Raw genomic sequence first — 23,941 nt, forward strand, 5'->3', positions numbered from 1 at the left:
CTCACTTCGCAACTGCGGCATAGTTCATGAGACGCTCAATCCGGCATCGCGCGCGGCGGCACGTTACGGCTGCGCGCGTGCAGCATCACGTTCAGACGGCGGCGCAGCGGAATGTCCACGAAGCGCACGCAAAGCCAGCCCAGCCCGACACATGCCGCAAGGTAGACCGCGCCCATCAGCACTTCGTTCCAGCCCAGATCGTCCTTGAAGTAGCGCAGCGGCTCCATCAGCGCCCAGTGCACGGCGTAAACCGCATATGAGACTTCGCCAAGGAACCACGCGACCGGCATCAGGACGCGCGATGGTTCCCCGCGCGATCCGAGCCAGACCAGCAGCGGCGAAACAAGCACGGCGCAAGTTACGTCGTACCAGCCCTTGGGAATGAAGGCGGGGTCCGCCACCAGCATCGTCACGATGGCGACAAGGCACAGTACACCCAGCCATCCGGGGTGGCGCACATCCTTCGCCGGCAGTCCCGCGATCAGCACGCCCGCCGTGAACGACATCGTGGTGCGCAGCATCGTCAGGCCCATCTGGCTCCATAGGGGCCCGATGTTGCCGCCTTCACGCGCCAGCACTTCGGGCACGAACAATGCTGCAGCTGCGAGCGCTACGGCCAGTTGCGCCATGCGCGGAATGCGGAACAGCACCAGCGCCAGCCCAAGACTGGCGACAAGTTCGAAGAACAGCGACCAGGCCGGCACGTTCGTCGGGAACAGTGTGTGCGTGAAAGGCGACGGCAGCATCAGCAGGTTGGGCGGCAGCGACTTGCCGATCTTGGCAAAGCTGTAGAAGTCGCCCTTGCCGGTCCAGTGATTGGATATCGCCGAAAGCGTGGTGATTACCAGACCCGCAAGGAACAGCGGATAAAGCCGCACCAGCCGCTGCTTCATGAACGCCCAGGTCGTCAAGCCGCCTCGCCAGCGCGGCAGATAAGTGCGGCACAGCACGAAGCCGGACAGTGCGAAGAAGAAGTCCACCGCGACGTAGCCGTGCGGTGCCTGCGAGATGTTGTAGTGGAACAGCGCCACGGCCAGCGCGGCAACGCCCCGCATGCCGTCCAGCGTGACGTACCGGCCCTGCCAGGGCGGTGCGGTGCGATCACGGGCGGTCATTCGCAGGCCATCTTCTCGAACAATCCCAGTAGCCCCGGACCTGATCCGGAGCTGTCGGCCGCCGTGCCCCGGCTTGCAGCCGGGCCTGCAGCGGCCAGCACCCTTCTAAAGACAGCAAGCGGCCCCGACGAATGCCGGGGCCGCAATGAAGTCAGACTTCCAGCGCCGCAACGCCGGGCAGTTCCTTGCCTTCCATCCATTCGAGGAAGGCACCACCCGCCGTCGAGATGTAGGAAAAGTCCTGCGCAACACCTGCGTGGTTCAGCGCCGCAACGGTATCGCCACCGCCTGCGACCGAGACCAGCGAGCCGTCTGCGGTCAGCGCCGCAGCGGTCTTTGCCAGCGCCACGGTGGCGGCATCGAAAGGCTCCATCTCGAACGCGCCAAGCGGACCGTTCCACACCAGCGTGCGGCAGTTCTTGAGCACGTCACCCAGGGTTTCTGCGGCATTCGGACCGGCATCGAGGATCATCTCGTCCGCCGCCACTTCATGCACGTTGCAGGTGCGCAGGCTGGGCGGGTTGGCCGCGAATTCCTTGGAGACGACAACGTCATACGGCAGGTGGACCGTGCACCCTGCGCCATCCGCCGTGGCGAGAATCTCGTTGGCGGTGTCAGTCAGGTCGTGCTCGCAAAGCGACTTGCCCACGTCCACGCCCTTTGCGGCCAGAAACGTGTTGGCCATGCCGCCACCGATGATGAGGTGATCGACCTGCGTGACGAGGTGCTTCAGCACGTCCAGCTTGGACGAAACCTTGGCCCCGCCGACAACGGCAGCGACCGGCTTTTCAGGAGTGCCGAGCGCCTTTTCCAGCGCCTCCAGCTCAGCCTGCATCGAACGACCGGCGTAAGCAGGCAGCACCTTGGCCAGCCCTTCGGTGGTGGCATGGGCGCGGTGCGCGGCGGAGAAGGCGTCGTTGACGTAGAAGTCGCCGTTGGCGGCGATCGCTGCGGCGAGTTCGGGGTCGTTCTTTTCCTCGCCCTTCCAGAAACGCGTGTTCTCAAGGATTGCGATGTCGCCCGCACGCAGGATGCCGACGGCCTGCTTGACCACGTCGCCGGTGACCTCGGGCACGAACATCACTTCCTTGCCCAGCGTCGTCTCGACCGCGCCGACGACCATCGAAAGCGACTGGTTCGGCACGCGTTCACCCTTGGGGCGTCCGAAGTGCGCAAGCAGGAGAACCTTTGCGCCCTTTTCGCTCAACTCAAGGATCGTGGGAGCCGCGGCGCGGATGCGGGTGTCGTCCGTTACGGCGCCATCCTGCATCGGCAGGTTGAGGTCGACGCGCACCAGCGCGACCTTGCCATTCACGTCACCAAGATCGTCCAGGGTCTTGAAAGCGCTCATCTCTCGATCCTCATCTCGTCACCGGCAGCGCGCGAGCCGCCGTTCATGGTCCCGGAATATGCAGCGCCGCGAAAGTCCAATGATGGACTTTCGCGGCGACAGCAAGGACGGCGGACCTTCAGAAAGATCCGCCGCCATAGTCATTTTCAGAGCAGGCCGCCCATCACGCCGGCCGTGTCGATCATGCGGTTGGAGAAGCCCCACTCGTTGTCGTACCACGAAAGCACGCGCACCAGCTTGCCTTCGAGCACGGCGGTTTCGAGGCTGTCGATGGTCGACGAGTGCGAATCGTGGTTGAAGTCGATCGAGACCAGCGGTTCCTCGGTATAGCCGAGCACGCCCTTGAGCTCGCCTTCCGCAGCAGCCTTGAGCAGCGCGTTGACTTCCTCAGCGGTGGTGTCACGCGCGGGCACGAAGGTCAGGTCGACGACCGACACGTTCGGGGTCGGCACGCGGATCGACGAACCATCGAGCTTGCCCTTCAGCGCAGGAAGCACGAGGCCCACGGCAACGGCGGCGCCGGTGCTGGTCGGGATCATGTTCATCGCGGCGGCGCGGGCGCGGCGCGGATCCTTGTGGATCTGGTCGAGGATCTTCTGGTCGTTGGTGTACGAGTGGATCGTGGTCATCAGGCCACGCTCGATACCGATCTTCTCGTGCAGAACCTTGGCGAAGGGCGCGAGGCAGTTGGTGGTGCACGAAGCGTTCGACACGACGAGGTGGTCGGCGGTCAGTTCTTCATGGTTCACGCCGTAGACCACGGTGAGGTCGACGCCCTTGGCGGGGGCCGAGATCAGCACGCGCTTGGCGCCGGCGGTCAGGTGCTTGGAAGCGCTGTCCTTGTCGACGAAGAAGCCCGTGCATTCCAGCGCGATGTCGATGCCGTTGGCGGCATGCGGCAGGTTCGCGGGATCGCGTTCTGCGGTCACCTTGATGCGCTTGCCGTTGACGATCAGATCGCTGCCGTCGACTTCGACGTCGCCCGGGAACGTGCCGTGGACGCTGTCGCGCTTGAAGAGGAGCGCATTGGCCTTGGCGTCGGCCAGGTCGTTGATCGACACCAGCTCGAGGTCATGGTCGGTACGCTCCAGAATGGCGCGGGCGACATTGCGTCCGATACGTCCGAAACCGTTGATCGCAACCTTGATCGCCATAATCCTTATCTCCTCTTAGACGCTGAGCTTTTCGAGAATCTGCGGCACGATCGCATCGACGGTAAAGCCGAAGCGTTCGAACAGCACCTTGGCGGGCGCCGACGCACCGAAGCGGTCGAGGCCGATATTGAGGCCGCCATTGCGGCTGAATGCGGTGAAGCGTTCCCAACCGTGAGTCACGCCCGCCTCGATCGAGACGCGCAGGATCGACGGATCGTTGGGCAGCACTTCATGCTTGTACGCGGCGTCCTGCGCCTCGAACAGTTCCATGCACGGCATCGAGACGACATCCGCACCGATACCCTGGCCCTGCAGTGCATCGCGCACCTTCACTGCCAGTTCGACTTCCGAACCGGTGGCGACCAGGATCACCTTGCGGCCACCCTCTGCACGGCGCAGCGTGTAGGCGCCCCGCGCCGAGAGCATCGTGCCCGAAGTGCGCAGCTGCGGCAGGTTCTGGCGGGTCAGCGCAAGGACCGACGGCGTTTCCGCGCTTTCCAGCGCGATCTGCCAGCACTCGGCGGTTTCGATCACGTCGGCCGGGCGGAACACGTTGAGGTTCGGGATCAGGCGCAGCGACATGACCGTCTCGACCGGCTGGTGTGTCGGGCCGTCTTCGCCAAGGCCGATGCTGTCATGCGTCAGCACGTAGATCACGCGGGTCTGCTGCAGCGCCGACATGCGGATGGCATTGCGGGCATAGTCCGAGAAGATCAGGAACGTACCGCCGTAAGGGATCACGCCGCCATGCAGCGCCATGCCGTTCATCGCCGCCGACATGCCGAATTCGCGGATGCCGTAATAGACGTAGCGGCCCGAATAATCGTCAGCGTTGAAAGCGGACTGGCACTTGGCCTTGGTGTTGTTCGAACCGGTAAGGTCGGCCGAACCGCCCAGCATTTCGGGCACCAGCGGCGCGAGGACGTTGAGCACGTTCTCCGATGCCTTGCGGGTGGCGACGGTGGTTTCGCTTTCCAGCCAGCCGGCGAAGGTCTTGGCGGCTTCATCGCCCGAAGGCAGTTCGCCGGCCATGCGGCGGGTCAGTTCCGCGCCCTTGTCGGATGCGGCAAGGCGGGCTTCCCATTCGGCGCGCGCCTTCGCGCCCTTTTCGCCGAGCGAGCGCCAATCGGCAAGGATCTCGGCCGGAATCTCGAACGGAGCGTGGGCCCAGCCGATGTTTTCACGGGTGGCGGCGATTTCGGCGTCGCCCAGCGGTGCGCCGTGGACGTCGTGGCCACCTTCCTTGTTCGGGGCGCCCTTGCCGATCAGCGTGCGGCAGGCGACGAGCGTGGGCTTGTCCGAAGCGGCAGCCTGACCCAGCGCGCGCTCGATGTCGGCGAAGTCATGGCCGTCGCATTCGAACACGTCCCAGCCCGACGCGCGGTAACGTGCGGGAATGTCTTCCGAGGTCGAAAGCGATGCATCGCCGTCGATCGTGATCTTGTTATCGTCCCACAGCACCTTCAGGCGACCCAGCTTGAGCGTGCCGGCAAGGCCGATCGCTTCGTGGTTGACGCCTTCCATGAGGCAGCCGTCACCGGCGATGACCCAGGTGTTGTGATCAACCAGATCGTCGCCGAAAGTCGCCGCAAGGTGGCGCTCTGCCATCGCCATGCCGACAGCCATCGCCACACCCTGACCCAGCGGGCCGGTGGTGCATTCGACGCCTTCGATCAGGAAGTTTTCGGGGTGGCCGGCGCAGACCGAACCCATCTGGCGGAAGTTCCGGATATCTTCCAGCGTCGGGCTGGCATAGCCGGTCAGGTGCAGCAGCGAGTAGATGAGCATCGAGCCATGGCCCGCCGACAGCACGAAGCGGTCACGGTCCGCCCACTTGGGGGCCGAGGGATCGAACTTGAGGAACTTGGCGAAGAGCACCGTGGCGACATCGGCCATGCCCATGGGCATGCCGGGATGGCCGCTGTTGGCAGCCTGCACCGCATCCATCGAAAGCGCCCGGATGGCGTTGGCCATCGGCGCAAGACGGTCGGAAGCGAGGGTCATGGGATTACTCCGGAGTACGCAAGAATGCAGGACGATTCGTCTATTGCGACCCCCTTTAGGGAGAGGTCGCCTCCCGTCAAGTTCACCGCCGGATTTCCCGCTCTTCGGACGCAGGACTGCACCTCTTCATGCGACCCGCCGCACCTCTCGCACCATTCAGGCAGAAGCAGGTGACAAGATTGTGAACAACCCCCGCCAAGTGCTTGCCGGAACGCGCCAACCGGCGCAGCGCAGGAACATGGAACACCCGCTTATGGATCGGGCGACCGGCGCGGTTGCCGAGGAAAGCGCATCCACGCGCGCCATCTCCCTGCTTGCACTCGACCGGATCGAGGCCGCATTGGCGCGGATCGAAGATGCCGCTTCCGCCTGCATCGGCCAGAGCGCCGACTTGCGCCGTCGCCATGAAGACCTCAAGGCCAGCGTCGCACAGTCGCTGTCAGGGCTGGACGACCTGCTTGCCCGGCGAATTCCGGTGGAGGAAGACTGATGGGCAACGTCACCCTTGGGATCGGCGGGCGCGAATTCATGCTGGCCTGTGCCGACGGCGAGGAGGCGCACATCCTGCGCCTTGCCCGGCTGATCGATTCGAAGGCCACCGCATCCGGCGCGGTCGGCCAGACGGAAACGCGCATGCTGCTGTTCGCCGCGCTGATGATGGCCGACGAACTTCACGAGCTGCGATCGCGGCCCGAACCGCAGGCGGTTCTTCCCATCGAAGTCCCGGCGATTCCCCCGCAGTTCGCGGAAAGGCTGGCCCGCATCGCCGCGCGTGTCGAAAATCTTGCCGACCTTCTTGAGACTGAAGCGGCAAACGCCTAGATAGGGCGCGACGGGATCTGCCCGGCACGTGCCGTTCGAACATCCCTGAGGCTATAAGCAATCCATTGGGGGCTGTCCCTGCCCGGATCCTGGTCCGGAACACATGGTCCCCACCTGACGTCGAGGCGTCAGAGGATTTCTAGGAAACGACCCATGGTGGATTCCGTCACCGTTTCCAATAACTTAGCCTCACCGTTCCAACATTTCCAATGTTGGAATTCCAACAAGCATCGTCTGACTGCTACCTTCGGCGCACCCCGCTTAGGTGTTTGCACCGGTTAACGAACACCGTGAGATCGCGGGATCGGCAGTAGCCGTCAGCGTCGCCAGGGCGAGCAGGCTTGGTTAGGTTCAACCAGAAATCTGCTATCTCTTGCTCGGGAACGACGCGGTTCAGAGAGAGCCAGGCGAGCGCAAGCCGCACACCTGGCCCTGCCTGGATCGGCTCTTTGAACGCCGCTTCCGAAGCCTGCTCAACGGCAGTGATGGCGAGCTGGTTGAGGCGATGAGGCGTGGGGCGGGATATTTCCACAACAAACTCCATGCTGGAACAAACATGGAACATGCATGCGCACCCTTTAGTGATTCGGGGAAGCCCCGTTGACCTGCCGCGCCCGAGCGTCATGGGCCCGGATCGCGTCCACTTTCTCAGCGCACTCCTTCAGGTTCTTTTTATTGAGGTTCCGGCTGGTCACGATATCGCCGGTCTGCACCAACTCAATGTCGCGCGTATCGCACCGCTCCAGCAGGCCTGCCGGCATGCCGCGATAGGTCGACGGCTGCGGCGCACTGGCGATCTCAGTTGGCGTTGAGCAGCCTGCGCAGCTCAGCAGGGATAGGGCGAGACATATATTCCCGAACTTCAGCATTTTCATCCCTCAGTTTCTGCAGCTGCATCGCGGCCGCGGCGTTCTGGCTCTGGATCAGCGCAAGCTTGTCCTGGAGGAGCAGGACATTGCGTTGCTCCAGATCCCGCAATTGGTTTTGCCGACGCTCCCAGGCACCCCAGTTCTTGTTCGCCTCGGCAAGCCGGCTGATTTGCGCATCTCTGGTCGCGAGTTGATCATCCTGCCGCTGGATGTGCATCCACCCAACGATGCCGGCGCCGATACCGCAAACGGCGAGCACGCCCACCATGGCGAACAGTTCCGACTTGATCGACGTAAGTAGATTGCCCAGCCACTTCATGGCCGCTCCTCCTCTTGCGCTTTTGCACCGTCCACCCGCCTGTCGGTGTTTGCCCGCAGCGGAATGCCGAACTTCTTGTAGACGATCCGCTCGAGCAGCTGGATCGAGACGGTGGCCCCTAGCCATCCGAATACGCCCACGACGAAGCCGGTCCACAGATCGTCCAGCTTCACCGCCTGGCACAGGAACGTCACCAGCAAGCCGACGAAGCCCGACGCGGCCATGTTCAGCAGCACCCGCCACCGAAGGATTTTGTTGCCCTTGTCGCTTTCACGCATCACGTGCCCAAGCCCGCCACCGGCAGCGGCAACGGCCATAAAGAAGAGCCCCTTGGCCCACTGCCCCCAATCGACGTGTTCCATCATGCCCCTGACTTCCTCACGCGGCGGTGAGGAACTGATCGTTCACCCACGCCGCCCTGCCTTGGTAGGTGATGCGAACCCAGTCGCCGGTATCCTCCAGCACGGTGACAGCCGCGCCGCGCTTCAACGCCCCCAGCTTCGCCGCCCCGGTCGATGGGCCAATGCGCACGTTGAGGCCTGATCCGGCGTTGACGACGCGCACGTCAGCCGTCGCGATCGGTAGCGGCTGCTTGACGCACGACGGCACCGCACTCTCATACAGCGCCGCTTCGTCGGCGCGACGGCTCTTGAGGCCGTTCATCGGCTTGCCGTCATTGTAGATCCAGCGGGCGAACTGATCGGCGGCATCGTCGAAACGGCCAGCCTTGTGCATCTGGCCCAGCGTCGCGGACGCGATGGCCCCGGTGTTGTAGTGGAAAGACACCAGCGCATCGAACTGCGCCTGCGTCGTCGGTGCTGCGCCAAGGAACATGGCGACATCTTCGACGTACTTCACGATATCTACGTCGAAGCGCGCATCGCATTGCGCCTGCGTCCAGATGGTGCCGGGTTTTACGTCAGGCCCGGTCGAACCCCATCCGATGGTCCAAGGCTTGCCATCCTTGCTGCCGGGATCGGGATAGGCGTCGAAGCGGCCATCGGCGCGCTTCTTCTCGCAGCCTTCCCACTTCTTGATCAGCGCTGCGCCGGCCGTGCCGAGTTTATGCGTCATATTCGGTGTCCCCATCGATATCGTCAGGCGGCCAGCAGCCCCGGCTTGTAGATGTCGAGCAATGCTTGCGTGATCGCGATGCGCAGCGCCGCGTTCGCGGCAAGGTTCAAATCGAACGGCACAATCGCCAGCAATGCGATGTCGCCGCAGAACCCGCCGGTCGGACCTTGAGTGGGCAAACCGGCCGCACCGACCCGCAGATAGCGATTTCCTGCCGTTGCGTTCAGGCTGGTGAAGTTGCCCCCAACACGGTTGTCATTGAGGACGCCATCCACCCAAAGCCGTGGAGGCGATCCCGGAGCCGGTATGCAGCCGATCGCGACATGCCAAAGGCCATCGCGCTTGTCACCGCCGACCGATGAGCGCGCCCCATCGCCCTTGTCGTGGAAATTGAGCACCCCCTCGCCTGCAGCCTGGTTGCCAACCCGCATGCCCCAGTACCGGGCATTGCCGGTGTGATAGACCTCACTTTCCTGCAACTGCGAGCCGAACAGAAAACCGCCGCTCTCCGCTTGCTCCTCGACCGTGGGGCAACGAAATACCGTGATGATCGAGAAACTGCTGTCCGGGATCATTTGCGCAGTCGGAAGCAGATCAAGAGATCCGCAGTCCGTCGCCATCATCGGCAGGAAGGTGGCACCGCTCCCAGTGCCGTTGGTGGATACCTGCTCCAGAAGGCTGGTAGGCTGCTCCGTAAACGAGCCGTAATCCTCGATGACGAAGTTGGCTTCGTTAATGAAAGGTCCGACCGTGTTTGAGCCGGTCTTGCGGATCACCACGCCGCCCGTCAGTTCGACGGTATCGCCAAGCGCGTACCCCGCGCCACCGGCCGCCGTGAACAGACCTGCAAGCGTCAGCGTCCGGCGCGTACCGTCATAGCCGAACCGCAGGAAATCCCTGCCGATCGCATTGTCATGCAAATGCACAGGCATCGCATCGCCTGCCGGTATGAAACTGTTTGGGAAGGATTGGCTATCCAATGCATGCTTCCAACGCACCGGCAGTGTGGACCCCGCCTTTACGCCTTCCACCATTCCGGTGGCATCCCACCATGCGGTGATATTTCCGGCGGCGAGCAGCGCCGCGACGGCGGTGCTTAGCGCCAGCGCCGGCGCACGCTCGTTGGCGGAAGGAGCATTGTTGTGTCGGACAGTAGCCATGGAATTGCTCCTCAGAGGATAGAGCCGCGCGCAAGCAGTCGCGCAGCAAGGTCGGCATACGGGTGGTCATGGACAGCGAGGCCGCTATCAATGTTGTCGAGATACCAGGCGGCGTTCTCGCCAGCGGCCTCGCCGCGAATGCCGTAGTTCGGTTCAAGGCGATCGGGCGCCCATGCCAAGTGGGTATTGCCCGCGCACACGGGCACGATGAGGTTGCGGCTCTTGAGCGAGAGCGCAGGCCACATCATTTCCATCGGCATTTGGTAGAGCGCGGTTTTGACTTCCTGCCCCGCCCACGGCCCCTCAACAGCGATACGGTCGTTGTAATTCAGACCAGTGCTGAGGTTGCGTATCCACTGGCGCAGCAGTGGGTGCATGTCCCAACTGTAGCCCCACTTGCCAATGCTGTGGGCCTTGGTAGGCGTGCCGCCCATCCCAACGGTCGCCTGATCGAAGTAGCTCATCACGTACTGTGCTTCGAGGCGGAGCGCTTCACGGACGTACATGTAATACGAGAAACCAGCGCCGAACCGGGACGACTGGAACTCATCTCCACAAAGGCCGATCGGACCTTGATAGGCGAACCCCTCCGGACGGGTCACATCGTTGAGATCGTCCTGTAGGCCTGCAAGCCCATATTCACGGGCCATAGGGTCGAAGGCCATGAACCAGAGCAAGCTCTTGAACATGAACACGCTGTTGAGGAGCATCGTCATACGCTTCGGCCAATTGGCCGTGGCGTAGCCGCGCTGGAAATTCAACAGATCAAGTTCATTGAACTGGGAGCGGTTCGTTACCCCGCCTGCCGTGAACATCGGGTATCGGAAACCAAAGCTGTCATTGTTTCGACCCATCGTCGCTTCCATGTGCGCGCCATCCGACGTGGGCAGATTGATGCGCTGCACGATGCGCTCGAAGAACGGCAGGCAGTACCGATAATCGTAACCCTCTGGCTTCTCGAACGGCACATAGATGGAAGGATCGCGCGTGAGATTAAGCCGGAAGTTGTAAGCTTGGTAGTTTCCATCGGCCTGCCCGGCAGTCGCTAGCGGATCATCGAGCAGCACCGGCAGATCGGTCGGGATCGATGCGAAATCGAGCGCTGAGCCAGACCCGGAATAATACCGATAATCTGTGCTAGTCTTGTCGAACACATGGCGAGGCGACACGCCCGCCCATGGCTCGCCAGTCTCGGCAAAGCTCTCGCGCCCCACCCGATAACCGGCCGGCCCCAGCTTGGCCGCGCCAAGGTCCATCTCATACGAGCAGTCGATGAACACGTCGCCGGAGATATAGCCGTCACGCATGAAGACGCCGCGAGTGATCTTGTCGCCGGTGAGCCCATCAATATCCACCCGCAGGCTGCGCGGGCCGTCAATCTGCACATCCTTCAGGGCAAGGTCCGCGTAGTCGATGAGAATGTTCTGTGCGACTTGCTCGTAGACGTGCGCTGCGGCCTGATACTTCAGTTCCACGTCAGCCGTGCCAACGATGTCCGCAACGCGCTGGAAGTACAGCGAGCGAGTCAGGCCGCCGATGCAGTTGACGCTATCGACACCGCCCTGCAGATTGGTCGGACGGTCGACCATGCCAAGCCCACATGCATGCATGCCGCCGAACGCCGGATAAGGCTCAAGCACGCAGACGCTCTTGCCCTGCAGCTTGAGCCGCGCTGTCGCAGTGAGCCCACCCGTGTTGGAGCCATATATCACGGCATCGAAGTGCTTGCTGCCTGATGCCGTCGCGACACCGTAGGTCCAGCCATCGTCGCCGTACCACCAGCGGCGGCCGCGATCGTCGATCACCGATGAAATCCGGCCGTCTGTGAATACGGTTACCTTGACCGCCGTGCCCGCAAAGCCGGGAATGAAGACGACCTTATCGTTCGGATCAACGTCCGTCTGCACGCGCTCAGGCGAGCCGTTGACCATGAGGTACTGCACCCCATCCGTCGTGGTGAAGCTGGCGATCTGGCCGTTTTCGAACAGCTCCGCACCGGCAACATTGAAATCCGGATAGCCGGGGATCACTGCCGCAGGGTAGTTCGTCAGATACTGGGAAACTTCATCGGCCGCCGCCTCTGCAACTTCCGAGTATCCCCGCGCCGCACCCGCGCTGGCCCAGTCGAGCTTATCGTCTATCAACGTGGCGACGTTCCCGACGTTCTGGAACAGCGCGACGTAATCCTCGCCCGCGCTGCTTTCGGTCAGATAATACTCACCCGCCCCTTTGAGATAGCGCGTGGTCAGCGCCGCAGCAGCACCGGTCAGGCCCGCTGACGCGGCAAACGACAATGCAGGCGCGGCGAGCCCGTTGCCCACATACAGGCCGGGGCCGGTGATGGTGATGGCGGTAACCACGCCGCCCGCCACCGTGAACGTGCCGGAAGGGTTGACGGTGAAGTTACCGCCGGTGAATGCAAGATCGAATGTGCCGTTCGTTCCGCCAGTGCCGGCCGCGCCAATCGCAAGCGCCCCGGTCGCAGCCCCGCGCGGCACGTAGGTACGGGCGCCGGGGAAGTACCCCTGAGACGAAATAGCCGCCGACGCCGCACGATCGGCATTCAGTTCAGACGCAGCTTCTGCAGCCTCAGCCCCCTCCTTTGCCGCAAATGCACCATCGCGCGCCAGCTGTGCCTCGGCCCTGGCAATCGCCGCCCGCTGCGCCGCGTCCTCCGCAAAGGCCGGATCATTGGCCACGCCCTGGATTTTCCCATCCACCAGCGCGAGCACCTGGCCATCGTCGACGTTCGCAACCTCAAGGCCTTCACCGCCCATCGGCACCTTGAACGCTCGATCGATATCCCGGGACAATTCCTGCGTCGTCATTGACAGCTTGTCGAGCGCCTCTTCATGGCTCTGAGCCGGAAAGGTGCCGCTGGTCGGATACTTGGCCTGCTGATCCAGCGGCGTCACGCGCCAGGCGCGCAGCCGCGTCCCTGCCGCCGCCGTGACCGCAACGGTTAGCGTGCCGCCCGCATCCGTTTCGCCGCCCGCCACGGTGAAATCGATGCCGGCGACGAGATCCACGGTGGATCCGTCGGCAAAGATCCGCACCGCTCGCACGTCGCTGACGTCAAGAAACCGGAAATCCAGCGTAAAGTTCTTTGAAACGCCGTCCTCGATATGGCTGGAAGACGGGGTTTTCGCCGCGACGGTCATCTCACTGATCCCCTGCTATGTTGGAAAATTCAGGCGCGCGATCGGGCGCGGCGTCGCCCGGGGCCCACCAGTAATCTGTGCCCTGCTCATCGGCCCATTTCTGGACCCGGCGCCAGGACTGACGATAAGTCGGGTCAACCTCCTCCTGGATCTGGTCGGCAATGGCGCGATCGAACGCCGTGCGCAGATACCAAAGGGTTCCCCCGGGGATCTGCGAGCGCGCGAAACGAAATGCCGCACCGGAGTGGTTCCTGTTGCGATAGATGTTGGCGATCGCCTCCACGTCGCTGACAAGAGGCCCCGCCAGCGTCCCGGCAAGGCCGCCGCCGGCACGGCTTTCCGCACTCTTCACAAAGTCTCCGAAGATGCCGAAGCCACCGCCCTGCGCGACTGCCTGCCCCCAAAAGCCGACATTATCAGCCGCGCGCGGATCGCGGCCCGCAGCAATGTCCTTCAGCCAGATTGCCAGCGCACCCATCGCCGTCGTGCCGATGACCAGGCCGCCCGCGTAGCGAAGACGCTGCGCGCCGGCGAGCTGCATCGTGCGTGCCCCATGCTGCAGCAACAGGGATATGCCGAACGACTTGAACAGGAATGCACTCTTGATCAGTTCGCCGTGCCAGGTGCCTCGTGGAGCGACATCGTTGATGATGGCCCGCGTTGCGACGTCCGGCGTGGGCACAGCGAAATCCGCCTCGCGCGCAGCCATCTCCAGCAGGCGGTCACCAAGTTCGCGATCCTCGATGTTCGCGGGGAATATCCAGTCCACGCCGCGATCGCGTTCAACGGGGGTGGCGCGGATCTGATCCCACTCATCAGCGCCTATGCCGTAACGCTGAAGCATGCGCTGAAACCCGTCGTCGAGCTTTCCGAACGCCCGCCCGCGCGCATCGGTGATCGCGCCCATCAACTGCATGCCATGCGCCCAGCGCCCGGCCTGCGTCCAACGTGACAGGCCCGATACGCGGAGCACGCCTTCAGCCAGACGGCGCGAAGTTTCCCCCGTCAGCTCCTCGCCCAGAAACCGCCCTTGCGCCGCCGTCCGCGAACTCCATTCGTCCGCGATGAGGCCAAGCCGAACGGCCAGCTTCTGATCTTCGATCGAGCCCGGCTTGAACAGCTTGACATAGTCGCCCATCATCCGACGCACAGGTAGGCCATTAAACGCGCGCGTCGTCGCACCGAAGGCAAGATCGGTAACGGCGGAAAGGAACGCCCCGCCCAGCTTCGTCGCCGTCTGCCAGCTGCGCAGCGTGGAAAAACCCAGCGCCAGCGTCCTGTTCTCTGGCCGCTGGCTTGCCCCGGTAATTTCATTGACCAGGCGATCTATCTGCTTTGTCGCCCCGAAGGCCGCGTCCACCGCCTTGCTGTCCGGCGCCGCATCAACCGCCGCCGATTTCTCGATCGTATCCTTCAGCCACCCGATCGTCGCGCCCGGGTTCGGTCCAAGGATCTCCAGCATGGCGATATCCTTCGCCATGCCGTCAATGTGCCCCATCATCGCATCGAACGCGGTCGCGGCGCCGAACTGCGACTGGTAATCCATCCAGTCGTCGGCCGACTTGAAGACCAGGAAGCGGCTCTCCGCTCGGCGGTTCGCCAGGATCGATGATCCCTGCACGCCCGGATCGCGCTTGCTCCACCCGTCCGACCGGATCCGATCGAAGGTTTCGCGCAGCGCCTTTTCGAATTCCGCGTCGTTCAGCGGGCGTCCGGTTTCAACGTCGAGGATCCGCGTGCGATCAAGGCGATCAGCAATTGCCCCCCGCCATGCCTCGTATCCAGCGCGCCGCACCAGGAGCGGATCATGATACTGGGGCAACCCCCAATCCTTAAGGTGACCGATATCGCCGCCGGCAGCATTGAAGCGCTGGCGCAGCATCTCGGCCGTCTGCGTCCAGGCGTCGGCCAGCTCGCGCGCAGAAACCTTGCCGGTCGATCCGGGCTTGAACAGTTCGCGCACGATGTCGGCCAGCTCGGCCGGGGCGCGCACCTTGCCCATCAGATCGCTGGAATGCTTAGCCAGGATCTGGTTCATGATCCCGTGGGCACGCCCCCGGATCGCCCGCATCCGGCCGTCGACGTTGGAATACTTCGCCTTGTCACTGGCAGCCAGAAACGCCGGGCCCGCCGCAGGATCGATGGTCGCACCGCCACCGGCCGGGCCGCCACCCTTGCCGCCGTTGAAAGAAGCGATGTCTGCTTCGATGCGCTGGCGGGAGGAAACGGCTAGCGCGGCCAGATGCTTCCTGCGGTTCAGCTGCGCGCGCATCGCCGCAATCGTGCGATCACTGGCCAGGCTGGCGGCCGCCATCATCGGCATGTCGCGCTGCAGGCCATCCAGGTGGCGCTTGTAAAGCCGATCAGCCTCGGCCGCCTGCCCCTTTGATATCCTGCCCTCTGCAACCAGGCCCTGCACGCAAACCGAAATACTCATGGCGCACCCCCTGCCGCCGGCGCCACAGGCAGCAGGCAGCTCTCGATCGTCGCGATCGCGTCTTCGTCTGCCTTCAGCTCCGCCTCGATATCGGCTATCGTGCGCTCGCCCTTGCCGTCGCCCAGGTCGAAGGTCAGTTGCTCGGGCGCCTCGCGTGCGGTGGCCGCTCGCTGGGCATCGTGCCAGGCCAGATCCGCAACCCTGCCAACCGGATCTCCGGACGGATCATCGAAAGCTTTGCCGGCGTCGGCATCGGCAACCGCAGGCCCCACGCCGCCTTCCGCTTCCATCTCGTCACGCAACGCCGGGCTATCGCCCCGTGCGCGCGAAGCACCGTCGCCGGTATCAAGATGAAAACCCTTGTCGGCCAGATCCGCCGCCCAGCTGTCGAAGGCATGCGCGGGAATGCCCACCAGCGGTTCGCCCTCGCGCGTTTTGGTGACTGCCACGCCCAGGGCCTTGGCGATCGCCGGCGCATCCGGCCCGGTCACCTCATAGAAATCACCGCGACGCACAGCAGGGATCACAGCGTTGCCGGCGGCAACCTTGCCCGCGTCTGCATTACCGCCTATATCAGCACCGGCTCCGAGCGCAGGGGAGCGGTCCTGCGCACCACCGCTGGCACCTCGGTAGTCCGCACGCGGCGGGGCCTTTCCCTTCACCTGGTACGCTGAAAGCAGCCACGTCTGCGCCTGCCCGTCATAGTCAAGCCGCACAACAGCCTTGTGGTCCAGGCTCTGCAGAACGATGCGATTGTCGGACCGGCTCTTGACCCCCATCGCTTCGAGCAGCGCGGGCAAGTCTTCCAGCACTTCGGGATGCTTCTCCGCGATCTTGGACAGGCCGCCCTTGTCGTTCCCCCACTTCACGTCGATGGAACCGACATCCTGATGCCACAGCGCGCCCGGCACTTCGCCGCCCCTCTCGCCCATCAGCTGGTCGCGCGCCTCGATCCACACCGCCCGGCGCGCGCCGGCAGGGTCCATGCCGAACGCCTCCGCATCGATTTCACCCTGTGCCCGCCGCCATTCGGCATCACTGGCGAACATGTCGCGGCGCAGCTCCGGCAGATCCGGCGATGCAGGCGCGTCGCGATCGGGGGCAACGTCGAAATCGGATCGCTCAACCAGCGGCCGCTCCGCATCCAGCGCCGCAGGGCGGGCTGGCGCAATGCCATCCCCATCCGCGATATCGATCAGGTCACCGCCCTGCCCTCCGGTGCGCCGGCGGAAGTCGGCAACATAGGCCCGCGTCTCTGCTGGCAGGAAAGATACCCAGTCGTTCGGCACCCCGGCACGCTGCGCCCGCGCCATCGCACCGCGCAGGCCGGTGCCCTTACGCGCGCTGCCCGGGCCGGCGTTGTAGGCAGCCGCGGCCTTTTCCGCGTCGCCGTCGAACTGGCGCAGCATCTCGCGATAGTACGCCTGGCCAAGCGCCTCGTTGTACGCGGGATCACTGCGATAGCGCCGCTCATCGAACGGCAAGCCCGCAAGGCGCGCCGCTTCCGGAGCGGTGTCGGGCATGACCTGCGCCGGGCCGATCGCGCCGGCGGGGGAAGTGCGGAACGATCCATCGCGGTTCGTGCCGCCCTCGATACCGATGATCGCGCGCCAGGCGCCGGCGAAGTCGGCTGATACACCGGAAGGCACGGCCGCGCGGCGCGCCGCCGGCGCCAACGCCTGCACCGCTGCAGCCTCGGGCCAGCGCGCCATCGCGGCGATCGTCTGGTCGATCCTTGCGGCATGCGCCTCGAGGCCGTCATAGGTATGCGCAAAAGGGTTTGTCGCATCGATCGCGGTACCGCGCGCGACGACATGCAACGCGGCCGCTTCGCCCGGCGTCATCGCAAAGTCCGGCTTTGCCCGCCGCAGCGTGATAGCCGCCTGCAGATCGGTGGGCAGCTGATCAAGCGTCCACTCACCAGCCTTCCCCGCCGCGCGACCCCCGGCGGCAAGCGCCTTGGGCGCACCGATTTCCAGCCCCTTGAATGCAGCACCGCCCACAGCGGCAAAGCCGACATTCATGGCGATCTCTTCGGCGGTCAGTTCGCGCCCCTGCTTCGCGCGCTCGGCAGCCGTCAGCGGCGTCTCAAGCAATTCGATGCCCGCGTTGATACCGGCCTCCGCCAGCATACGTCCGGCGATGCTCGTGCCACCCCAGCCACCGGTCAGCACCATACCGCCGACGTTGACCGGATCGGTCAGGCTTCCGACCAGGCCGCCCGCCAGCTGGCCGGCCAGGCCCCCGCGCTCCATCGTATGGGCATCGCGCGCCTGTCGCGCCGCAAAGTTCGATCGCCAGCCACCTTCGAAGGCCGCGCGATCACCAATTTCCTTGAAGGCATCGGGGTCGGATTTGCGCGCAGCGGCAATGTCCCGCCACACCGCATCATAATTGACCGGCTCCGCGCCATAGGGGTTGATGTAGCGACGCGGATCATAGCCGCGTTCCTTCAGCGCGGTGACAACAGGACCATAGGCCGTCTGACGTTCTTCGTCAGTGTGGCCCGTCTGATCATCACGGGCATAGCGAAACGCGGCCGCAGCGGTATCGAGAAAGCCCGGCGCCGGGCGCGTATCGGCGGGGCCTTGCGGCCGAACGCGCTGCGGATCGAATTCAAGGGTGTCGGCAACGCTCATTTCGCTGTCACCGTGCGGATCCACGGCTTGCCGTCCTTGCCCATCAGGACACGGTTGCCTACCATGAACTGGTAGCGATCGCCGCCGATCGCCAGCGGCCGCGCTGCCCGGACGTTCGCCGGCGATCCGTCCGGGTTGACCGGCGCCTGGTCAGGATGCGCGCGCAGCCAGTTCGAGATATGCGTGTCGAAGCCAGACTGCGACACGCTCGATGGCAGAAGGTACATTGAGCCACCCCACCATCCGATGCCGCCTTTTTTCGTCGGCCCCGATCCGGTCGACCCCAGCGCCGCATCGAGGGCGCGGGCGAACATGGCGCCATCCAGCTGGTCGCTGGTCTGGCCATTCTTGACCAGGGCATTCGCCGCGATCGCCTCGGCCACCTCGAGGATGCCATTGCGCTGCGCGGCAGGGACATTCCCCAGCGCGCGTGCGAAACCGGCACGCAGCCCCGACAGATCGCGCACCACTTCGTCGTCTGGCTTGCCGTCCGCGCCGAGGCGCGGCTTCAAGACTTGCGGGAAGGACTTGCGCTCGTTCCGGCCGTCGAGCGCCTGGCGCTGAACATTCGGCGCCAGTGCAACAACCGACTGCGCAAACGCATCGCTGGGCAGCACCTGGCGGACAGCCTGCATTGCGGTACGACCAGAGAAGCCAGAACCAAGAGACGATAACACTTCGCGATAGCCAACATCCGATCCACTCGCACGATCTTGCAGCGCTTTCACCTCAGCACCGGTGAGAGGATCCATTGACCCATAGGTATCCACAGCGCCCCGCATCCACTTTTCACGACGGACTAATTCTGAAGCATTTCCCCAATTTTCGATGGCCGGCGGCCCCATTCCGGCCGGGGCTGTTTCCAGCGCAAAACCGGCCTTATCTGCCGTAAACCGGCTATCAGCAGATCGGCCAGGCCCTTCGTGCCACTTGAGCTCCGCCTGGTCGTTTTCGGTCCGCTTGCCTTCCGGGATCGCCTGCAGAGCCTGCAGCCGCGCCTGGCGCTGCAGCGGAGACACAGTGCCCCACACGCGGGCAAAGGCGCTGTCACGGGCCATACCCTGCAGCTTGGCCACGGTAGACGTGTCACCCATCGCGGCCGCCTTGGCGATCAGGCCAGGCAGCTGCTCGGAAACATCGATCCCTTGCGATGACAATTCCGTTGCGGTCGCGATTTCCTCTTTCGCAGCCGCCTTCTCCAGATTGGCTTGGTGAACAAGCTGGGCCTCCGCACGACGCAGCTCCACCTGCGATCCATTGCGCAGCTGCTCGACCTGCTGGGGCGAGAGCATTTCATCGAACGTGCCCGCATCCAGCATCGCGATCGCGGCAGCAGGGTTCGTATCGTTCAGATGGTTGACGAAGGCGACGGTGTATTCCTGCGCCCCTTCAAGCCGCAGCTTCTGTTTCGCCACCGGGGTAAGCCCCTGCAGCCCGTCGACATAGCCGTACCAGTCCTGGACTTCTCCGGCATACTCGCTGCCCGTCTGCAGGCGGCGGACCCGGTTGGAACCAAGATCCATGACCGCCTTTGCATCCAGCGTCGTCTTGGCAACGCGCTGGCCCTCGGCAAATTCGGCTTCTCCCGTGCCAAGGCGCACGCGGAATTCGTCAAGCTGCTGCACCGCACGGCGGCGCAGGCTGTCTTCCGAGATGCCAGACAGCAGCCCTTCACGCGCCGCATCGTCCGCCTTTTCCACCAGGGCAACGTGTTCGGCGTAATCGGGCGATGTCGGATTGGCCCGCAGCTGCCGGACAATGCCGTCCATGTTCTCGCGATGCAGGGCATAGCGATGGGCAAAATCGCTCGCCTCCTGATCGGCGCGCTGTTGCCGCTGCACCTGGTACGCGCGCAGATCGCGCCGGTGCAGATCCTGCCCCACGTTTTCGATCGCATCACCCAGTTCGGCGCCATAGGTTCGCGCGCTTGCCATCGGCAGCGGGGCGGCCGCCTGCGGCATTACCCGCGCTTCGTATCCGCGTTCGTCGGCCATCAGGCACCCGCCCCGGATGACTGGCCCTGCCGCGCCTGCGCCCAGTCATCCTTCATGCCGGATACCGAACTGGCCGCGCCAACAAGCCCGGATGCCAGCGCGAAATTGCCTTCCGTCCGGCGCATCTTGGCTTCATACCGCAGGGCCTGCGCCTTAGTGCCTGCATCGCGGATCACGGTCATGGCATCCAGCGCGCCATTGACCTGGCTTTCCGTCAGCGCATCCAGCGCCGATCCGGTGCCGCCCATGAACCCGTTCGATGATTGCGCCGCCAGCTGCTGGCCAATGGCCTTGCGCGCCTGGTCGCGGATCCGCAAAGACTGCGCGGCGCCGGCGTTCTCTTCCTCGCGCGCCTGGCGCTTCAGCGCCTTCGACTGCTGACGGCTTGCAACAAACCCGCCCACGCCCTTGATGACGTTCCCGGCCACGGCCGCAACTTCAGCCATGCTGCCCCCCGAACCATTCGAACAGCATGTGCGCTTCGCAATCGGGGCCATAGCCGTGCATCAGGTGCGCCGCCGTGAAACCCAGCATCAGCGCCCATCGGCATTCCGGCGTGATGCGCTTGGCATCCAGCGCCCAGCGCATGTCTGCCCGATCGCGGCGCAGATGGAACGGCGTGTCGGCTGCGCGCGCAATCAGCTCCACCCGGTTAAGCCCGCTCTGCCAAACGATTTCGCGGGCCTTGCGCGTCACGGCCAGATGCGCCGATCCAAGGTGCGGGGCAAGGATCGCCCAGGCCACGCCATGCGCGCCGGGGTGATGTTCGCCTATGCCCAGCAGCGCCACCAGGCGGCCGCCCTGCCGCCCCGCCCATGCCGCCGGCTGCGATGCCAGCACCTCGGCCGTATCGGCATCGATATCGTCGGGATGCGCGCCCAGCACGCGCGCCTGGCTGGGCTGGCGCTCTATCTCCAGCATGTCGTCGGCAAGCATCCGGGAAAAGGTGACGGCCTCAGGCATCGTCTTCATCCAGCTCAAGGGAAAGCATCGCCGCGTTGATGATCGCGGGCAGCGGGTCGGAAGAAACCCAGCGCACGCGACCGTCGCGGGTCATGTCGGAACTGATCGTGCCGGGCGTGTCGCCGGTGAAAACCGGGATCGCATTGTCCATCTGGGCACCCACCGGCCGCTCGATCACGTGCTCAAGATCGCCACCGGCGTAATCGCCAACGCGGATCCCCAGCGTCTCCAGCACGCGCATGACCACTTTGCGCACGCGCTGCTTCAGACCCTGCGAGGGCCCGTTGCGCGTATCGATGTTCGGCCGCAGCGTGACGGCCAGGGCAGTATAGCCAAGGCCAACCGTCAGGGTGTACGGCTCTGCCGGCACCGATGTTTCGGGCAGGACGAACGACCCATCCGCCGCGACGGTAACGCCCTCGATCACGCCGCCCGCCGCCAGCACGGCAATGGCCTGGCCGGCCAGGTGCATGAAACCGGTGAACGTCGATTGACCGGCAGCCGCAGTGAACTGCGTACCGCAATCCACGAAGAACGCCGCGCGCTGATCTTCGCCCAGTTCCCGCCATGCCCACTGGCGCCAGATCTCACGCTTCAGGCCATCGGCGCGCTGGCGCTCCACCAGCACCCACAGTTCGTCGCTCTTGCCGTCTGCGCCAACGATCACCTGGCCGCAGATCACGCGCGCATCCCCGCCCGGCACGATGCGCGAAAACCCCTTCACTTCAAGCCGCGTGCTTGCATGCGCAATGATCTGGCCATCCTCGCGCCCGGCATAGACCATCGCGCGCGGGATGCGCTGATGCGCCAGCCAGTTGACGCCGGACATGGTGACATGCCGGGCGCCCGACGTCAGATCCTCGGGCACGTACCGATCCTGCCCGATATCGTAACCCGCCCCGCGCAGGCGTCGGCCGCCGCGTTCCACGAACAGCGTCTGGGTGCCGATCTGCAACGGCCGCACCGCCTCGCTGCCATAGAAGCTTTGCGGTTCAAGGCTGATGTTGTCGCCGGCGACAGCCTGCGCGCTATTCAGCGGCCCGATCAGCAATTCCTTGTCCGCCGTACCCACCAGCAGCTTGCGATCGGCCGCCACCCACAGCGGCGGGTTTTCGGTGGACATCGTGCGGCGGAACGCCAGATCGGCGGCCAGCGTACCCGCATCCGTGTATGACTGGAAATTGACCCTGCCGCCGCCGTAATCGCCAACCACGCTGGCAGCCAGTTCGAAGATCCTGAAGTGCAACTGGCGCCCCTGCCAGATGCCGACCAACGAAGGCCATCCCTCCACATCGGAAAACAGCGCATGGCTCCAGCGATACGTCGGCACCGTGGTCACCTGGTCGGGTAGGCGACGCTGGACCGTGGCGGTGCAGGTAAGCCCGCTGCCTGCCACGGCCGTGATCAGAACCTGGCCGAACCGATCGTGCAGGTACTCCCACAAAACCCCGTAAGGGCCCTTGTCGTTGATATCCTTGCCGCCAAGGCCATCCCATTCCGCGCCTTCGGTATGAGTTGGCGGGTTCGTACCGGTGCGGTTGCCCCCGCCAGTGCTTGTGCAGCGGTAGATCTTGCCGTCGGAGCGGATCTGCGTGCCCACCGCAACGCTGTCCATCCCGGCTTCCCACGCCTTCACGGTGGCGTAATCCATCGCCTCCACCTGGAACAGCGCGCCGACATGTCCGGGAAGAAAGATGGCCGAATTCGCGGTCAGCGTGATCGCGGCGCCGGTCGCAGCGCTGGCCTGCACCGTCACACCCTTGTCGGCATTGCGATCCTTGAAGGGACCGTTCAGGAATTCCTGCGGAGCGTGAGTGAACGTGACGGCGCTCGTGCGCGTCAACGATGCCGGGTGATGGCTGCCATGATCGATATACAGCCGATCATAGCTCTGGACCGTTGAAAGCTGCGGCGCGTCCCCGGCGGCATAGGGCGTCGTCACTTCGAACGGAATGCCAGGCGCGGTCTCGATCCGGCCACCCAGCGTGAAGAACCGCGCCTTCTGTTCGCCCCACTCGATCAGATATTCCTGATTGATCGAGAAGCGGAAAGCACCAAGCCAGGACGCGGTATCGTCTGCATCGCAGATGTATTCGAACCCGGGGCGCTTGACGATCGGCCCTTCATTGGTGGGCACGAAGTTTTCGCAGGTCGAAAGGCCATAGGTGTACTGGTCGGTTTCGACGCGCCCATGCAACATGGGGTCTATCTCGCCGGCGAGGAAGCCCGTCAGCAGCTTGCGGAAATCGCCCATCAGTTGATTTCCCAGCCCGGTTCACGCGCGGAAGGGTTCGCGCCGCCCCATCGCGCGGTTACCCACTCGCTTTCCACCTGGTCGATCGGCGGGTTCTCCATCGCATCGGTCGACTGGGCTGCACGCGTCGCTTCGCGATAGCGCTCCTCGGTCGCGGCACGGTCGAATGCCGACCCGGCCACCCTGCGCCCGCATGTAAGCGCCAGCGCGCCGGCGAAATGGACCGCCGCCAGTGGATCCCACTCCGCCACTTCCGGGATGTCCATCAGGCAGCGCACGTACAGCGGGCCGCTGCGCGCGGTCAGCACGCTGCGGCCTTCCAGCTGGTAATCGCTGGCCGTATACCGGCCGCTGGGATCGAACACCTCGATCAGCCGCAGCACCCGCGCTGGCAGCTTGTAGGAAAACGTGAAAGGCGGCATCACCTCCACATCCTGCGCCGGCAACGCATGGCGGCGCGTCGCCCAGTTCCACGCGTTGCCCCGGATCACGGCCTGGCGCTGAATGTCCCACACCGATTTCAGCGAACGCGCGGCATCCTTTTCGTCGTCCAACGACATCAGGCGCGTCTCGGTGCCGATGAACATCAGCGCCAGATTGGCAACGGAAGTCTGGTCGGCCACGG

General features: G+C 64.4%; 19 protein-coding genes. 2 read left to right on the plus strand and 17 right to left on the minus strand.

Annotation, left to right across the window (positions count from 1 at the left end; genetic code table 11):
* Positions 1-35 precede the first annotated feature (35 nt).
* The 4 genes from A8V01_RS05860 to tkt form a co-directional block, all read right to left on the minus strand.
* Positions 36-1,115: an acyltransferase family protein gene (locus A8V01_RS05860; RefSeq protein WP_103094995.1), complete on the minus strand. Its 1,080-nt coding sequence runs from the start codon at positions 1,113-1,115 to the stop codon at positions 36-38.
* 151 nt (positions 1,116-1,266) lie between these two features.
* On the minus strand, positions 1,267-2,466 hold the full coding sequence (locus A8V01_RS05865; protein ID WP_103094996.1) for a phosphoglycerate kinase: 1,200 nt from the start codon (positions 2,464-2,466) through the stop codon (positions 1,267-1,269).
* A 146-nt stretch (positions 2,467-2,612) separates the two neighbouring features.
* Complete coding sequence (gap, locus tag A8V01_RS05870; protein WP_103094997.1) at positions 2,613-3,620, minus strand: type I glyceraldehyde-3-phosphate dehydrogenase; 1,008 nt, start codon at positions 3,618-3,620, stop codon at positions 2,613-2,615.
* 15 nt (positions 3,621-3,635) lie between these two features.
* Positions 3,636-5,624, minus strand: coding sequence for a transketolase (tkt, locus tag A8V01_RS05875; protein ID WP_103094998.1), 1,989 nt, complete (start codon positions 5,622-5,624; stop codon positions 3,636-3,638).
* Between the two features lie 238 nt (positions 5,625-5,862).
* Between tkt and A8V01_RS05880 the strand changes: the two genes are divergently transcribed.
* Both A8V01_RS05880 and A8V01_RS05885 read left to right on the plus strand, forming a co-directional pair.
* Positions 5,863-6,114, plus strand: coding sequence for a hypothetical protein (locus tag A8V01_RS05880; RefSeq protein ID WP_103094999.1), 252 nt, complete (start codon positions 5,863-5,865; stop codon positions 6,112-6,114).
* Positions 6,114-6,446, plus strand: coding sequence for a cell division protein ZapA (locus A8V01_RS05885; RefSeq protein ID WP_103095000.1), 333 nt, complete (start codon positions 6,114-6,116; stop codon positions 6,444-6,446). The genes A8V01_RS05880 and A8V01_RS05885 overlap by 1 nt, the downstream gene beginning before the upstream one ends.
* Positions 6,447-7,024: 578 nt before the next feature.
* Here A8V01_RS05885 and lysC read toward each other — a convergent pair.
* The 13 genes from lysC to A8V01_RS05955 are packed head-to-tail and all read right to left on the minus strand — an operon-like array spanning position 7,025 to position 23,939.
* A complete protein-coding gene (gene lysC, locus A8V01_RS28070) occupies positions 7,025-7,315 on the minus strand; it encodes an Rz1-like lysis system protein LysC (RefSeq protein ID WP_146037190.1) in 291 nt (96 codons plus the stop codon).
* Positions 7,245-7,634, minus strand: coding sequence for a hypothetical protein (locus A8V01_RS05900; protein WP_103095003.1), 390 nt, complete (start codon positions 7,632-7,634; stop codon positions 7,245-7,247). Before A8V01_RS05900 ends, lysC begins: the two co-directional genes overlap by 71 nt.
* Positions 7,631-7,999 carry a phage holin family protein gene (locus A8V01_RS05905; protein ID WP_103095004.1) on the minus strand — a complete coding sequence of 123 codons (369 nt, stop codon included), beginning with the start codon at positions 7,997-7,999 and terminating at the stop codon, positions 7,631-7,633. The genes A8V01_RS05900 and A8V01_RS05905 overlap by 4 nt, the downstream gene beginning before the upstream one ends.
* Before the next feature lie 13 nt (positions 8,000-8,012).
* Positions 8,013-8,708, minus strand: a complete 696-nt coding sequence (locus tag A8V01_RS05910; protein ID WP_245892347.1) for a glycoside hydrolase family protein — start codon at positions 8,706-8,708, stop codon at positions 8,013-8,015.
* A 23-nt stretch (positions 8,709-8,731) separates the two neighbouring features.
* Positions 8,732-9,868 carry a hypothetical protein gene (locus A8V01_RS05915; protein ID WP_103095006.1) on the minus strand — a complete coding sequence of 379 codons (1,137 nt, stop codon included), beginning with the start codon at positions 9,866-9,868 and terminating at the stop codon, positions 8,732-8,734.
* 11 nt (positions 9,869-9,879) lie between these two features.
* Positions 9,880-13,029, minus strand: a complete 3,150-nt coding sequence (locus tag A8V01_RS05920) for an FAD-dependent oxidoreductase (protein ID WP_103095007.1) — start codon at positions 13,027-13,029, stop codon at positions 9,880-9,882.
* A 1-nt stretch (position 13,030) separates the two neighbouring features.
* Positions 13,031-15,466, minus strand: coding sequence for a hypothetical protein (locus A8V01_RS05925; RefSeq protein ID WP_146037191.1), 2,436 nt, complete (start codon positions 15,464-15,466; stop codon positions 13,031-13,033).
* Positions 15,463-18,129: a transglycosylase SLT domain-containing protein gene (locus tag A8V01_RS05930; RefSeq protein WP_146037192.1), complete on the minus strand. Its 2,667-nt coding sequence runs from the start codon at positions 18,127-18,129 to the stop codon at positions 15,463-15,465. The genes A8V01_RS05925 and A8V01_RS05930 overlap by 4 nt, the downstream gene beginning before the upstream one ends.
* Positions 18,102-20,099 carry a hypothetical protein gene (locus A8V01_RS05935; RefSeq protein WP_103095010.1) on the minus strand — a complete coding sequence of 666 codons (1,998 nt, stop codon included), beginning with the start codon at positions 20,097-20,099 and terminating at the stop codon, positions 18,102-18,104. The genes A8V01_RS05930 and A8V01_RS05935 overlap by 28 nt, the downstream gene beginning before the upstream one ends.
* Positions 20,099-20,545, minus strand: a complete 447-nt coding sequence (locus tag A8V01_RS05940) for a hypothetical protein (protein WP_103095011.1) — start codon at positions 20,543-20,545, stop codon at positions 20,099-20,101. The genes A8V01_RS05935 and A8V01_RS05940 overlap by 1 nt, the downstream gene beginning before the upstream one ends.
* Entirely contained in the window at positions 20,538-21,062 is a 525-nt protein-coding gene (locus tag A8V01_RS05945; protein WP_146037193.1) for a hypothetical protein, read from the minus strand. Before A8V01_RS05945 ends, A8V01_RS05940 begins: the two co-directional genes overlap by 8 nt.
* Positions 21,055-23,316, minus strand: coding sequence for a phage tail protein (locus A8V01_RS05950; protein ID WP_103095013.1), 2,262 nt, complete (start codon positions 23,314-23,316; stop codon positions 21,055-21,057). Before A8V01_RS05950 ends, A8V01_RS05945 begins: the two co-directional genes overlap by 8 nt.
* Positions 23,316-23,939 (minus strand): phage connector family protein, encoded by a 624-nt coding sequence (locus tag A8V01_RS05955; protein ID WP_103095014.1) that lies wholly within the window; start codon positions 23,937-23,939, stop codon positions 23,316-23,318. The genes A8V01_RS05950 and A8V01_RS05955 overlap by 1 nt, the downstream gene beginning before the upstream one ends.
* Positions 23,940-23,941 lie beyond the last annotated feature (2 nt).

The sequence above is a fragment of the Novosphingobium guangzhouense genome, from assembly GCF_002896965.1.
Taxonomy (GTDB): domain Bacteria; phylum Pseudomonadota; class Alphaproteobacteria; order Sphingomonadales; family Sphingomonadaceae; genus Novosphingobium; species Novosphingobium guangzhouense.

Excerpts from the sequence above, each read along its gene's own strand:
- A8V01_RS05885 (WP_103095000.1), top strand. The coding sequence starts at position 6,114 with ATGGGCAACGTCACCCTTGGGATCGGCGGGCGCGAATTCATGCTGGCC.
- A8V01_RS05920 (WP_103095007.1), bottom strand. The coding sequence starts at position 13,029 with ATGACCGTCGCGGCGAAAACCCCGTCTTCCAGCCATATCGAGGACGGC.
- A8V01_RS05945 (WP_146037193.1), bottom strand. The coding sequence starts at position 21,062 with ATGCCTGAGGCCGTCACCTTTTCCCGGATGCTTGCCGACGACATGCTG.
- A8V01_RS05935 (WP_103095010.1), bottom strand. The coding sequence starts at position 20,099 with ATGGCCGACGAACGCGGATACGAAGCGCGGGTAATGCCGCAGGCGGCC.
- A8V01_RS05915 (WP_103095006.1), bottom strand. The coding sequence starts at position 9,868 with ATGGCTACTGTCCGACACAACAATGCTCCTTCCGCCAACGAGCGTGCG.
- A8V01_RS05905 (WP_103095004.1), bottom strand. The coding sequence starts at position 7,999 with ATGATGGAACACGTCGATTGGGGGCAGTGGGCCAAGGGGCTCTTCTTT.
- A8V01_RS05925 (WP_146037191.1), bottom strand. The coding sequence starts at position 15,466 with ATGAGTATTTCGGTTTGCGTGCAGGGCCTGGTTGCAGAGGGCAGGATA.
- lysC (WP_146037190.1), bottom strand. The coding sequence starts at position 7,315 with ATGCTGAAGTTCGGGAATATATGTCTCGCCCTATCCCTGCTGAGCTGC.
- tkt (WP_103094998.1), bottom strand. The coding sequence starts at position 5,624 with ATGACCCTCGCTTCCGACCGTCTTGCGCCGATGGCCAACGCCATCCGG.
- A8V01_RS05950 (WP_103095013.1), bottom strand. The coding sequence starts at position 23,316 with ATGGGCGATTTCCGCAAGCTGCTGACGGGCTTCCTCGCCGGCGAGATA.
- A8V01_RS05865 (WP_103094996.1), bottom strand. The coding sequence starts at position 2,466 with ATGAGCGCTTTCAAGACCCTGGACGATCTTGGTGACGTGAATGGCAAG.
- A8V01_RS05860 (WP_103094995.1), bottom strand. The coding sequence starts at position 1,115 with ATGACCGCCCGTGATCGCACCGCACCGCCCTGGCAGGGCCGGTACGTC.
- A8V01_RS05880 (WP_103094999.1), top strand. The coding sequence starts at position 5,863 with ATGGAACACCCGCTTATGGATCGGGCGACCGGCGCGGTTGCCGAGGAA.
- A8V01_RS05940 (WP_103095011.1), bottom strand. The coding sequence starts at position 20,545 with ATGGCTGAAGTTGCGGCCGTGGCCGGGAACGTCATCAAGGGCGTGGGC.
- A8V01_RS05910 (WP_245892347.1), bottom strand. The coding sequence starts at position 8,708 with ATGACGCATAAACTCGGCACGGCCGGCGCAGCGCTGATCAAGAAGTGG.
- A8V01_RS05900 (WP_103095003.1), bottom strand. The coding sequence starts at position 7,634 with ATGAAGTGGCTGGGCAATCTACTTACGTCGATCAAGTCGGAACTGTTC.
- gap (WP_103094997.1), bottom strand. The coding sequence starts at position 3,620 with ATGGCGATCAAGGTTGCGATCAACGGTTTCGGACGTATCGGACGCAAT.